General features: G+C 41.4%; 11 protein-coding genes and 1 pseudogene. 2 read left to right on the top strand and 10 right to left on the bottom strand.

The window, feature by feature from the left end; all coding sequences use genetic code 11:
• Window positions 1-41 precede the first annotated feature (41 nt).
• The 3 genes from ACHOLT_RS17805 to ACHOLT_RS17815 are packed head-to-tail and all read right to left on the bottom strand — an operon-like array spanning window position 42 to window position 3,020.
• Window positions 42-626 carry a response regulator gene (locus ACHOLT_RS17805; RefSeq protein ID WP_425803389.1) on the bottom strand — a complete coding sequence of 195 codons (585 nt, stop codon included), beginning with the start codon at window positions 624-626 and terminating at the stop codon, window positions 42-44.
• Window positions 616-1,164, bottom strand: coding sequence for an Hpt domain-containing protein (locus tag ACHOLT_RS17810; protein ID WP_425803392.1), 549 nt, complete (start codon window positions 1,162-1,164; stop codon window positions 616-618). Before ACHOLT_RS17810 ends, ACHOLT_RS17805 begins: the two co-directional genes overlap by 11 nt.
• A 23-nt stretch (window positions 1,165-1,187) precedes the next feature.
• Window positions 1,188-3,020, bottom strand: a complete 1,833-nt coding sequence (locus ACHOLT_RS17815; protein ID WP_425803394.1) for an ATP-binding protein — start codon at window positions 3,018-3,020, stop codon at window positions 1,188-1,190.
• A 247-nt stretch (window positions 3,021-3,267) separates the two neighbouring features.
• Here ACHOLT_RS17815 and ACHOLT_RS17820 point away from each other — a divergent pair, with 247 nt between their 5' ends.
• Window positions 3,268-4,368, top strand: a complete 1,101-nt coding sequence (locus ACHOLT_RS17820) for an integrase core domain-containing protein (RefSeq protein ID WP_425803397.1) — start codon at window positions 3,268-3,270, stop codon at window positions 4,366-4,368.
• A gap of 352 nt (window positions 4,369-4,720) precedes the next feature.
• Here ACHOLT_RS17820 and ACHOLT_RS17825 read toward each other — a convergent pair whose 3' ends face one another.
• The 5 genes and pseudogenes from ACHOLT_RS17825 to ACHOLT_RS17845 form a co-directional block, all read right to left on the bottom strand.
• The gene (locus ACHOLT_RS17825) at window positions 4,721-5,221 is read right to left on the bottom strand and encodes a nitroreductase family protein (RefSeq protein ID WP_425803399.1); all 501 of its coding nucleotides are present in this window, start codon (window positions 5,219-5,221) and stop codon (window positions 4,721-4,723) included.
• A 369-nt stretch (window positions 5,222-5,590) separates the two neighbouring features.
• Window positions 5,591-6,421 (bottom strand): SDR family oxidoreductase, encoded by an 831-nt coding sequence (locus ACHOLT_RS17830; RefSeq protein ID WP_425803401.1) that lies wholly within the window; start codon window positions 6,419-6,421, stop codon window positions 5,591-5,593.
• A gap of 106 nt (window positions 6,422-6,527) precedes the next feature.
• Window positions 6,528-7,340, bottom strand: a pseudogene (locus ACHOLT_RS17835) (nitroreductase family protein).
• A 312-nt stretch (window positions 7,341-7,652) separates the two neighbouring features.
• Window positions 7,653-8,240 carry a TetR/AcrR family transcriptional regulator gene (locus ACHOLT_RS17840; protein ID WP_425808139.1) on the bottom strand — a complete coding sequence of 196 codons (588 nt, stop codon included), beginning with the start codon at window positions 8,238-8,240 and terminating at the stop codon, window positions 7,653-7,655.
• A gap of 860 nt (window positions 8,241-9,100) precedes the next feature.
• Window positions 9,101-9,442, bottom strand: coding sequence for a winged helix-turn-helix transcriptional regulator (locus ACHOLT_RS17845; RefSeq protein ID WP_425808141.1), 342 nt, complete (start codon window positions 9,440-9,442; stop codon window positions 9,101-9,103).
• Between the two features lie 105 nt (window positions 9,443-9,547).
• On the opposite strand from ACHOLT_RS17845, the gene ACHOLT_RS17850 reads away from it, so the two are divergent.
• Window positions 9,548-9,940 (top strand): RidA family protein, encoded by a 393-nt coding sequence (locus ACHOLT_RS17850; protein ID WP_425803403.1) that lies wholly within the window; start codon window positions 9,548-9,550, stop codon window positions 9,938-9,940.
• A 412-nt stretch (window positions 9,941-10,352) separates the two neighbouring features.
• On the opposite strand, the gene ACHOLT_RS17855 is transcribed toward ACHOLT_RS17850, so the two are convergent.
• A complete protein-coding gene (locus tag ACHOLT_RS17855) occupies window positions 10,353-11,660 on the bottom strand; it encodes an SEC-C metal-binding domain-containing protein (protein ID WP_425803405.1) in 1,308 nt (435 codons plus the stop codon).
• Window positions 11,661-12,190: 530 nt separating this feature from the next.
• Window positions 12,191-13,216 carry a DUF4238 domain-containing protein gene (locus ACHOLT_RS17860; protein WP_425803407.1) on the bottom strand — a complete coding sequence of 342 codons (1,026 nt, stop codon included), beginning with the start codon at window positions 13,214-13,216 and terminating at the stop codon, window positions 12,191-12,193.
• Window positions 13,217-13,220: the final 4 nt, after the last annotated feature.

Below are 13,220 nucleotides of genomic sequence, written 5' to 3' on the forward strand. Positions count from 1 at the left end.
AATAGTTTTTCAATTCACTTCTTTTGCTGACGTACTTTTTCTCATAGATCGTCGCGACGACTTTTTTTTACATAATTATAGGAATAGTGAAGCGCATCGCCTATTTCCTGATTGGTGTAGCCCAGCACAATCAGCCGCAATACTTTCTTCTCGGTGTCGCTTAAACCGGCTGATGTCTGTTCGAATTTTTCCTCATCAATCCTGATTTCCTGCCTGTTTTTCTCCATCATACTAAGCTGACGGAGCCGCTTGCCGTTTTCCAGATGTACCTTCAGCCGCGCCAGCAGGATTTCCTTGATAAACGGTTTGGTAATGTAGTCCACCGCGCCGCAGGACAGCCCCTTCAGTTCCGCTTCTGGTTTGGTCACCCCCGTGAGAAACAGAATGGGAATATCCTGCGCATCCTCTATTTCCCGCAGCGCGGTCAGCGTGTCAAAGCCGTTCAGCTCCGGCATATCGATGTCCAGCAGGATGATGTCGGGCATATAGTCCGTCTGCAGCAGGGCAACCGCTTCACACCCTGATTTCACACAGCTTACCGCATAATTACCCCGCAGGATTTCTCCCGCCATTTTAAGAAGCGCCGGATCGTCGTCCACAATCAAAATCGTGTTTTTATCTTCCAACTGCGTCACCTCCCATGCCAATCAGGAGGCGCTCCGCTTCCCGAAATTCTATCTCGTCAACCTTTTGCCAAATTTCTCGCAGGCGTTCTATGGTATCCGTCCTGTGGGACAAAGCAATCATGCGTTCAAGCGCCGCAAGAGCGTCCGGCTGCCGGTTGTGTTTAAGCAGTATCAGCAGCTCATCCATACTGATACCGGTATTTTCTGTTTCAACCTGCCCGGCCGGAAGCTCATCAAGCTCTGCAACAAACTGTTTTAAACCTTCCTGCGCCCGGCTCCATTCATAGTACAGAACGGGCATCGTAAGTTCTAGATACGCATCGTTTTCCTCCATACACTGCTTTTCCACCTTGGCGGCAGTATCGGAAAGATTGACGGCTCCCACGGCTCTTGCTTTGCTTTTGAGGGAATGAACCGTAAATTTCAGGCTCTGCCAGTCTTTTTGTGCCTCAGCTTTCGCCGCTTCCCGCCTGCTCTTGTCGTAACTATCCACAAAAAACACCGCTAGATTTTTGTGCTGGAGCATATCGCCGCTCAAATAGCCCAAACCCTCCGCCAGGTCTATGCCGTAAACAGCCGCATCCCGCGCGAGCTTATTCTCGATCTCAGGGGGATCAGATTCTGTGCGCACCGGTTATTGACTGTTATCAGATCTGCGGGAAGAAGCCCCATGAGCGTTTCCTCCAAATCCTTCCACATGATGGGTTTGGATAAGTATTTGATAAACCCTGCATTCAGCAAGGTTTGCTTTACCCCGGCCACAACATTGGCGGTCAGGGCCACCACCGGCGTATCAAAGCCGGGGATTTCCTTCAACGCGCGCAGGGTGTCGATACCGTCCATATCGGGCATCATATAATCCATTAGAATAACATGATAGCGTTTTTTCGTAACCGCCTTGATACATTCCTTTCCGCTTATGGCCGTATCCACCCGCAGCAGTGTCCGGGAAAGCAGGGATTTTACGACCAGCAGGTTTTCCTCGCTGTCGTCCACCACAAGGACATTGCCGTCGGGAGCAATAAAGCTGCCTTCCCCTGCCGCTTCCTCTTTTGCCATTATCGTCCGCTTGTGGAGCGGCATTTTATTGTGAACCTTTTGCGGAATCTCCACGGAAAAGACGCTGCCGTGGCCCAAGCGGCTTGTTACATCAATACGCCCCTGCATCAGATCGGTGAAATTTTTCGCTATGGCAAGACCCAGGCCGGTGCCTTCAATGTTCCGGTGGGCGGGGAGACTCACCCGGCTGAACGCATCAAACAGCAGGGGGATGTTTTCCTCTTTGATACCGATCCCCGTATCGGAAACCGATACGCAGAGCAGTATTTCATCCTGAGCCTTTCCCGGCTTTTGGGCGAAGGAAAGTGTAACACCTCCCTGCTCCGTATACTTTGCCGCATTGCTTAAAAAATTGACAACCACCTGTTTGATATGTAAAAAATCACCGGTCAGCCCGCAGGGCAAGCTTTCGTCAGCCTGAACCTTAAACCCAATACCGTGCCGGCCAACCCGTTCCATTCCAATCATGGCAAGATCATCAATTAAATCCGCCGTCTGGTAATTTTCCGATACAATCTCCAGCTTCCCCGATTCGATTTTTGACATGTCCAGAATATTGTCGATAAGAGCCAGAAGGGTTTTGCCCGCGTTTTGGATATTCAGGCTGTAGTCCCTGACGCGCTCCGAGCCCCTTTCCCGAATAATCACTTCGTTCATGCCCAGCATGACATTGATAGGGGTCCGGATTTCGTGGCTCATATTAGCGAGAAAATTACTCTTTGCTTTGCTGAGCCGGAGCGCTTCCACGCGGGCGGCTTCAAGCTCCCGCTGCTGTTTGTTGTACATTCTGAAATGAATGTACAGGGTAACGCCCAGCGCAAGGCTGACACTGGAAAATCCGATGATGATGTCCGTTAGAAGTTCCTGTTCCGTTTGAAAAAAGCGGACGCTTTGGGGATACGCATACGCAGCCAGGCAGATTCCTATGTAGACCAGCATTTCTATGACCGCCATCACAATCATTTTTTTGCCTTCCAGCATAAAGACCGTAAACAAAACGGCAAACACAAAGAACGAAGGCATTCCACTGTGATAGCCTCCGCTGGTAAAAAACAAGACAGGGAAAAAGATCAGAAAGATGATAATCGTGGTGAACATGTAGCACTGCTGATATTTGCCGCTCTTGTAGGAGTAGTACAGCAGGCAGTACGCAAGCACCGCAGCAATCAGGTTAACCAGTATATTCCAAAATCCTGCGTCTGTAAAAACACCCAAAACCGACATCATGATACCAATCGTCATGCCTGCCATTGCCAGTACGTTGAACAGCCGCACACGGAAATCCAGCCGCTTGGCTAAAAATTTATCACTGATAAAGCGAAGAAATCTGGTCACAAACACCTCACGAAAAGTAAAAATTCTATATGCATAAAATTGTATGGCGAAACATTTATAGAAGTTTTTATAAAATAATTATACCATTGTAGATTTCAAAAATATCATCTGGAACAAAATTAACAAGAAATAGAACCTAAACCGTGCATCGATATACTTTAATCTTTACAGGTAAGCTCTATTTACAATATTTTCAACCTGTGAGAATATAGGTTAATTCTTACATACGCTTTCGGAGGTTGATTCCTTGATTGATTTTTACGCGCTTGGTTTATATTTACGAAACTGGCTTCTAATAATTGCTTGCTTTTTCCGTACAAGGTTGATGTCTAATTTTGCCAAAGACATGGAGATTTTAGCCCTTCGCAGCCAATTGTCCATCACTCAGCAGCAAATATTGAACGGTAAAATCTCCAAACCACGATTTACTCCCGCATTCCGACAGTTATGGAGATTATTATCAACACTCCTGCCTGATTGGCAGTCAGCTTTATTCCTTGTCAAACCAGAAACGGTTATTGGCTGGCATCGAAAGTCCTTTAAGTTTTTCTGGAAACTGAAATCCAGAAAACCTGGCAGACCTAAAATCTCTCCTGCAACCATTGCCCTGATCAAAAGAATTCATCGGGAAAATCTTTTGCTTTCTCCTGAAAAGATTCATGAGCAGCTGGTTAACCTTGGCATTTCTGATACTCCTGCCCCAAACACCATTGCGAAATACATTCCCAAGTCACCAAAGACTCCAAACGGAAAACAGATTCTATCTTGGAAAACGTTTCTTCACAACCACAGAAATAATATCTGGGCAATGGATTTCTTTGTCGTTCCCACTCTATATTTCAAGATGCTGTATGTCCTCGTTATCATTAGTCATGACCGCAGGAAGATCGAACATTTTGCTGTTACTTCCAATCCATCATCTGCTTGGGTAGCGCAAGAGATCAGAGAAGCTACCCCCTATGGCGCAACGCCGGAATATCTGATTCATGATAACGATACCATCTTCACTTCGTCATACTTTAACCAATTTCTCAATAACACAAATATCAAATCCAAGAAAACTGGTTACCACTGCCCATGGCAAAATGGTATTTGTGAGAGGGTTATAGGCACCCTCCGCAGAGAATTGCTTTATCATATCATTCCGTTCAACCAAAGGCATCTTGAATCTCTGCTTAGTGGATATATCAACAAATATTATAATCCTGCAAGGACGCATCAGGGCATTGAGTGCCAGATCCCTGTTCCATCAATAGAATGGCCGGTTTCTTCTGCAGCGGATACAGTTTTGGTTTCTGAACCGATTCTCGGAGGGTTGTATCACAACTACAAGAAACTGGCAGCTTGATTTTTATTATCATCTAACGAATTGAATTGATTCACCTGGATTGATATTTTTTTGCTATGTGCAAAATTAACTGGCATCTGTATTCCAACATCAGAATGCCTTTTTTTGTTGGCGTTTTAGGGTTTGATCGGTAATCTAAACATAGTATTTAATTGACTTATTGTTCTATTCTAACACCAGCCTTGCTTCAGATGATATTTTTGAAGGCTACACCTCTGGTATCCCCTTGGCGGAAGCCCATATTTCTGAAACAGTCGCCTGGACAGGCAATTTTTTCATCGATTTGGCGCCTGCTTTTGCGTTACAATTCAAGTAAATTGTAAGCAAGTTTATTTAGTAAATATCTATTTAATTACCATCTGTTATAATGTATTCTTGATTTGTTAAATCTACTCACAGTTTCTCTTTGTTCATTTGGATATCCTACAGGTATTATTGACAAAGGAATTACACTTTCTGGCAAGCTCAAAAGCTTTTTAAGAGCATCTACTATATCTTCTATTGGATAAACTCCAAGCCATACAGCTCCTAACCCTTTATCTTCAGCTGCTAATAATATATTTTCTGTAGCTGCCGAGCAGTCTTGCACCCAGAAATCTTTAAGTACCTCCTTACCTTTATCTCCACATACTACAATTGCCAAATTTGTATTTAATAACATTTTTGAGTAGGGGTGGAATTCGGTTATTTTTTTCATAATCTCCTTATCCCTTAAAACTACAAATTCCCAAGGCTGTTCATTTGCAGCAGAAGGTGCCTGCATTCCAGCCCTTAATAATTCTTCAACGATATCATCACTTAACTTTATATCCTTGTACTTTCTTATGCTTTTTCTGTTTAGTATTACATTCATTTTAATCTCTCCTTTATTAATTACGCATAGTGCTTATTAGCGAAAAACATCTTCAATAGTATTTGCTGTTCTCCTTACTTCTGCAACAATGGAACCAAGCCTTTCCGCCAGTGTTTTGTTACTACTTCCTTAAGTTAGGTTTCTGAAAGCATTATAGTTTTTAACCATGACAGCAGGTAATTGATAATAACATAGAGAAAAGCAAATAGCTTGCAAGAGCACTCTTAAAAAAGGCGTATATTTACTCAAGACCAGCCATTTGCTTTTTTCTACTATGGTAACCTATACCCATACATGGCGGAAAGTTTACCATAACCAGAAACTGATTTTCACTTTTGATCATCATGAATATTGGCTGTAAGCCTCGGATCATTTTGCAAAGTAATGACCATGTTCGAGATCCGAGATCAGTGTAGGATGCACTGGCCGCCAGTTCAAGAGTTCTTGAGTGTGTACGCTCGACCTAGGGAAGTCAAGTGCCGCAAAGGCACCGAGAAAACCGAAGTGGGCATCTGCTTCTTCGCGTGAAATACTGACCACCGGTAGGTTTAGATGGCGGCCGATTACATCGGCGATGTCGCGGAATGGTACTCCCTCATCACCGACTCCGTCCAGTTGTGATCCTGCTGGGGCGGCTTCCAGCGCCAAGCGGAACAGGCGTGCCGCATCGAGGCGATGTACAGCCGGCCAGCGGTTGGAGCCATCGCCGATGTAGGCAGAGAGGCCCTTTTCGCGGGCGATGTTGATCAGTCCCGGCACAAAGCCCTTATCTCCCTCGCCATGCACGGATGGTGCAAGCAACACGATTGATGTCCGCACACCACGCTTTGCCAGCGCCATCGTCGCATTATCTGAAGCTGTCCCATTTGCATGAGCGGTAGTCACAAACGGCTTACCGGAACCTTCAAGCACTTCCCCTATCGTCTCTATAACTCGTAAATCGGTACCGAGTGAACGGGCAAAATCTGAGAAATTGTGTCCAAACGCCAAGTGAATGACGCCATCCGCAATGGCAGCGCCACTCCGAAGGCTATCCAGGTCGTCAAGTGAACCTTGGTGTACTTCGGCTCCCGATTCCTTTAGTTTTGCAGCGCCATTGTCTGAACGGGTCAGACCAATAACTTTATGTCCAGCATCTATGAGTTCCCGAACAACGGCAGAACCGATATAACCTGTAGCTCCTGTTACAAAAATACGCATAGTAAAATCCTCCTTAAAAGTTAAGCAGTAAACACTGCTGATTTTGAATTGTAAGAATTGAATAATTATTACTTTTTAGTCAAGTCTGATCTTATTGCCAAGTGACTTACAATGGGTTTCTATCCACCAAACGTCGATAGGTATACATCGGATAACCAACCATCAGCCCACCTGTAACCTGCATATTTTTGCGGCAAATTCAGAATATCAAGCAATGGCTTATAACCGGAAGAGGCACAACCATCAAAGAATCCGGTAATGCAGGTTCCGAGACCGATGGATGGTGCGAACAGTTCCGCATAAGTCAGTGAAAAGAGAGTACTGTCCCAACTGGTGGGCAAAGAACTTTTATCAACTATGGCTACCACCAGACAAGGAGCACCATGCAATACAACATCCGTACCATTCTGTCGGTAGCTGGCTACGTGCGCGGTGAATGGGGCTTCATAAGGCGATCCGGCAAAAGCCGGAGTTTTCAGCGCCTCTTCCAGTCAGTCAATTGCAACCGCGGTTATCCTATGTAGTGTGTCCTGATCATCAATGACAAGATAGGAAACACCTTGCGAATTGCCGCTTGTTTGCGCAAATCTAGCAATATTTCGAAGTTGCCCAATCTTTTCCCTTGGAACGGGCAACTTTTTAAATTCCCTGATTGAACGTCTTCTGCGAAGAAACAGGGCTGCAGTGTCTTCGCCAGAGCCGGTGCATCTCCCAGGGGTATTTGATTTGCTAAAGGTGATTTCACATTATCAAGTCCAGCCGATGGACAAATAGCCACGCAGTGTCCGCAGGCAAGACACTGTGGGTTAACAGCCTTTGCCCCGTGTTCATCCACGCCTATAGAACCTATAGGGCAAACTTTGGTACAACTGCCACACTTAGTACATTTTCTCGGATCAACCTTTATTAAAATCCATATTAACGTTCCTCCTTTTGCGATGAGTACAATATTTGTATTACAAGTTACACATATTATTATTTGTAACTTGTAATATTGATTTTATCATATTGTCTTACAAATTACAATATATTAAATATGTAACTTTATTATCAAAGATAAAAAGCTTCGGAATACAAATAAAGCCCTTAACAATTCCTATTTGGAACGTCAAGGGCTTTAAGTTTACTTCTTTGTTGTTTGGAGCGTTGTCAACATTTAGGAAACACCTGGTACGGGCCTTCAAGCTAGGTGTTGTGAGAGGACGAGGGCCGGCCAGCCTCTCTATTCGATTCATTTATTAGGATTTTTAAGTCCTCTTATCAGAAGATTTACAACAGATTCTATGTTTTGATTTCGGTTAGGATCTTCGAATGAGTTTGGGTGTATAAAAACGCTGGTTGCAAGATATACGTTTATTGCCGCTTGATGAGGAAATTCTACAAAAAATATACCTTCCTTAATTCCTTGTACTATTATCTCCTTAATACGATTAATCCCATCTTCTTTACTCTTTTCTATTACTTCCATTGAACTTTGGGCTAGCTTAATGTAATTTGCAAACATTTCCGGATCATTAATAGCACTGCGACGTTTCGCTTCCACAAAGTCTTCAAGGAAATGAAAAAGTTTAATATCAGCAGTATTATCTTCTTTTAAAATATCATTTGAATGAACATGTATATTTGTAAGCCAGCGTTCTGTAACAGCATTCCAAAGAGCAGTTTTCCCATTATAATATCTATAAATAGCAGCGTGGCTAACTTTTAATGATTTTGCCACATCAGAAATATTCGCTTTTTCTGGTCCGAAACGACGAATCACTTCTTCTGTCGCATTGAGGATTATTTCTTTATCTAACGAGATCTTGTCCAAATTCATCACCGTTCGTACTATACAGTAGTAGTTTTTTTGTCCCTCTCCAAGGACATTTGTTTCCAAGCACCTGTAAGAGATTCTATTTGTATCCACAACTCAAAAATTTAAATATTTCTATAATGCATTTCAGAGCTTTACTAAAAAATCATTTTTACGGCTTAACTTTTAATGGTTAGTCCTTCGTATTTTTCAATTATATCATTGTTTGTTTCAGGTTTCAAGTTACACTAATTGTAATTTTATTATGTGCTGTTAATGTATTAACGAAATCTCTGTATCCTCATTGACTTTTGACTGGAGGCAATAAGCCCTCATTACCGTTAGACTTTTCAGACGACCGCCTTAGTCATCTATATAAAATAGGCAAGCCTATTAATATTCTACAAAAGAAAAGACGTGAAAGCATCCTCTCACGTCAAAGTATGTTTTAATTCGTAATCTCGAAACCCCTTTATTTATCAAGGTTTCAATCGTTGCAACAGGATTACGGCTTCCACATGCCTTGAGTGTACTAAAAAGATGCCGCTTGAGCCTGGTTCCCCCTTATAAACGAGTATCGTAGCATACTCTCCTCATCACCGTTTTTCTCGTAGTTGTCAATCAACTGTAAATATCCTAAAGCAAATGCCAAAGGCGTTACTACACAAGGGCTCCACCACCATCTACAATTATGAACTGACCTTGAACATAACTGGAGGCATCGCTGGAAAGATAGATGAAGGGTTGGAATAGTATGCCTACTAAATCAGACCAGAACTAAACAGTACCACCAGTCAATTCATTATATACATCCTCAAATAAATAAAAACTACGCAAATGTGAATTTTGATTTTTTTCATTCTCATCCAATCTATACTGAACTTTTAATTATTTCGATTTTTTGCTCCCCACTCACACAACTCTTCCAAAACGGGTAATAGAGTTTCTGCTTTATCTGTCAGACTATACTCTACTTTAGGAGGGATTTGAGGATACTCTTTCCGTTTCACCAATCCATCCGCTTCCAATTCTTTTAATTGAGAACTCAATATTTTAAAAGTAATAGTTCCTATTTGTCTTTTCAGTTCATTAAAGCGAACTGGTTGGTTTTCTGCTAAAAGGTATATAATAACCATTTTCCATTTACCACCAATCACTGACATTGTATAACCAAAAGGTGTATCTTGAATATTTTTAACTTTACCATTAAAATCAGCTATACCCATACTTACACTATCCTTTTGAATAGTACCTATCAATATAGTGCGTACTATTTTTTTATTTGAGCTTAGCATATACTAAGCTTACTTTAAAGTAAAGGAGTGATAATAATGACTAATACTAAAACCTATAATCACGGTCTTCCATGGGAAGACGAACACGGCATCGCCCAAGGCTACTGCGTTAACGGCACCATATACATTTCGGGTCAATTCTCCCATGATATGCAGGGCACGTTTGTTGGGGAGGGCGATATCGAGGCACAGACCAGACAAACGCTAGAGAATCTCGATCGCGTACTGGCGGGATTTGGTGCTACGAGGTCGAACATCGCTGAGATGGAGATTTTTCTGACAGACCCACAAGAACATTTTGAAAAGTGCATCAGTATTTTCAAGGAGTATGTGGGTGACCATCGACCAGCCGGCACCCTCGTCGGTGTGTCGGGTATGGCGTTCCCTGACCAGCTGATTGAAATTCGTGCTGTAGCACATATTAACTAAATCGTTCACATGGTTAGCGAGGTGCCAGGAGATCAGGCATCGAAAAGCATGATTGTTATTAGCGCAAAGCAAGAGTCGTTGCCAAGAATATATAACATTATAAAATAGTCCACATCACAAAATGAACCGCTCCCTCAATTTTTGGCAGGGAGCAGTTCATTTTATAGACATTTACGCCTCTGCTATTTATCAACCCTTGTCATCAATACCACGCACTCAACGTGCCTTGAGGATACAAAAAAGATGCCTGAAAAAGCTGGTATCCCCTTGGCGGTGGAGTAAACTTCAGAGTTCAATACCTGTGCAACCCATTTTATTAGGAATAATAGTTTGCTATTTGTAAATTGCAAGCAGTAAAACCCTCAATAGCAAAGTTGACTATTGAAGGCTTTATTAACATTAGAAATTTTCACTAACTGTAAAGATTCTTACCACAGCATTTTTTGTACTTTTTACCACTTCCACATGGGCAGGGCCCATTTCGTGGAACTTTAACAATAGAAACTTGTGAACCACCCATAGCAGATTTAATGGAAATTTCCAATGATTCACCCAAATATATTTCACCTGCATTATCCATAATGCCAGTACAAATTTCTTCCATACACTTCAACGAATCAACCGGAACTCCTAAAATTAAACCACCCGAGTGGTCTAGATCCATATTAGGAAATATACATTCTCTATGTATAACGCTTATGAATCCATCATCAATAACAGCGTTTAGCCAGTTATTAATGTACGGCCCAAATTGTATTTGACTTGATCTATCGGTGGGGTAAGTATCATTCCTTAAACCTTTTCTAAATACCGTAATCGAAATTCCTTTTTCATCGCCTCTTTTTAAAGGAAGTACTTTAATCTCGTTTGCCCAGTCAATGTTGGGATTGAACCGTTTAAATGACCTAATCTGATTAATCATCAGCATAGGGGAATCACCCCCATTACCTGACTCATCATCCGGTTCAAAGGACAAAATTCCTGCCGTTCCTAAGAATTCTGCGTTATATTCAAATGCTAATTGAGTGATGGCATGTCCGATTTCTTCATGCAATTCAATTAAGGGTGTTACTTGTTCCATAAATTCATTCCAAGGCAAAACTGATTGTAATTTACCGTTATTAAACAAGGAAACCTCTTTGGTTACTCGATCCACATACCTCAATGGATGCGCAATAGCATTTCTAAGCTTGGAGTTGTAGTATTTTGTTACGAATTCTTCCAAACATGTTTCTTTAACGTGTTCCTTAGTGATATCTAAGAGTTTAGTTCCAAAAACTTTTGCAGGGATACACTCTGGGTTAAATGGTTTCCCTTTTAACATATTCCCTAAATTGCACAGGAAAATATGATCAAGTTGGAGGTCTAGCAAATCTTTGTAAAGATTTGCAATATCATTAATCCTATCAAAATACAACTCGTCCGGATCTAACAGAATGTCCCTTTCTCCTTTAATCGGATGAGGGAATAAAAATTCGAAGATCAAGTCGCTATACTTTTCCTGGATTTGCTCAAAGATTTTGGAGGCTTCATTAGTTACATGGGCACTGGTTAGCTGCTTAGCAGGTTCATTAAGCTCATTAAAGTATTTTGTGAACTTTACAAACTCATCGTAATTAATCTCTTTTGCGATAGCTAAAAGATTCTGAATAAACATCGAAATTCGATACCTATTAGGATAAATAAGTTTATTAATCCCTTCTCTTAGTTCCTCCGACACAACCTGTAACTCTAAAGGGTGATCAAACGTGGTGATAGTTCCCAGATATTTTATTTCCTTATCAGATAAGTTCTCTCGTTTAAGATATCGATTTATCAATGAGTACCTGTGCAGTAGCATAGGAATTCCAGCAGGAACATCGATGATCGACTCACAATCCCAATTATCGTTACACTTACGACATGTATACCGATCCGAGTTAAACACTGGATTGATAATCTCGAACCTATGCACTAAGAAATGCTTTCCGCATTCATTACACTTAGTGATTAAGAATTCTCTCTCGCACTCCTCTTTAATGGACATTTGGTAAGCAACCGCTTCAACAACATAGGAAATAGTGAAAATTTATAATATGGTGCGAGCGCCTCAGATAAAGCCATTTTAGTTTCACTATCTAGCTTTCGTCCACTAACCTTTCTCCTGTCTACTTTAAACTTTCTATGTCTGTTCCGACAGAATATCTGTCACAGCTTTGCTTTATGGTATTTATCAAACTAGAATCTCCACACCAGCCCCAGTTTTTTAATCTATCTTAATTGAGCTTCCATTTCCATTTGTTCTTCATGCCAACCAGCCATGATGCTCTTTTCCTTTTCAAACAAAACGGCATCAACCCTCCTGGGATTAATAGCAAGCATCCCTTTTTGCGGTTCGATTGCGTATACATGACGATGAGCATTCTCAATAATAATTTTACGGAAAAACTTACTCCAACGCTCTGAATAATCCAATTGTTTAATAGGCATGTTACTACCTATTTGAGTTATCAATAAGAGCTTTGGCGAAAGTGGCATAATGATATTACCGTTTTTCTTGCCCCATCCACCTTTAAAATCATATTCATGTTCACTATTATAGTTTAAACATATAACAGGATCATCTGACGTCGGAAATGATACGCTGTCTGTGGCGTGAATAACGCACCAACGGTGCTTCCCTAAAACGCTTACCGTTTTTGTAAGCAGATGCTTCAATGCAAATAAATACATTCCTTTACCGACAAGCGAATCAACTTTCACCTGGCTCATTTCCTTATCAACCGATACTTTAATTGGTAAGAGTTTTTCGTCTTCATATATTTGTGGTTGGCTGCTAATTATCTGAGGAGTTGATTCCATTTCAAATTGTTTCGATATTTTTTGCAAAACGCCTTCAACTATTTGGGGCATTTCTGTACGCCATTGTGCCATTAAAGCGTTAAGACGTGCCGGCGTCCTTAAATATTGAGCGCCAACAAAGCGGGACAGCTTTTTTGATTCATCTTCATCCAAATTATGACCCTTTAGCAGATTATCAAAAACCATTTTCACAGGTGATTCAAATTCTCTGTCAAACCACTTTTCAAAATCGTCGATCTCCTTTTCACCCTCATTTCGCGTATAGAAATCATTCCATACGGCAGTTGATTTTATTTTTTTACAGCTCCAATAAGGGATTCTGGAATCAGATACAAGCAAATTGTAAACAAAAATACTATTGTCGTCTTGGCTCCAATTTTTTAGGTAAAATTGCGGGATATAATGATTGTTGTGAGCAATTTGATTGGTTTGCAAAATC

It is taken from the genome of Desulfitobacterium nosdiversum (assembly GCF_049860565.1).
Classification (GTDB): domain Bacteria; phylum Bacillota; class Desulfitobacteriia; order Desulfitobacteriales; family Desulfitobacteriaceae; genus Desulfitobacterium_A; species Desulfitobacterium_A nosdiversum.

Coding starts and splice junctions, on each gene's coding strand:
- ACHOLT_RS17850 (WP_425803403.1), top strand. CDS start 9,548: ATGACTAATACTAAAACCTATAATCACGGTCTTCCATGGGAAGACGAA.
- ACHOLT_RS17830 (WP_425803401.1), bottom strand. CDS start 6,421: ATGCGTATTTTTGTAACAGGAGCTACAGGTTATATCGGTTCTGCCGTT.
- ACHOLT_RS17825 (WP_425803399.1), bottom strand. CDS start 5,221: ATGAATGTAATACTAAACAGAAAAAGCATAAGAAAGTACAAGGATATA.
- ACHOLT_RS17840 (WP_425808139.1), bottom strand. CDS start 8,240: ATGAATTTGGACAAGATCTCGTTAGATAAAGAAATAATCCTCAATGCG.
- ACHOLT_RS17845 (WP_425808141.1), bottom strand. CDS start 9,442: ATGGGTATAGCTGATTTTAATGGTAAAGTTAAAAATATTCAAGATACA.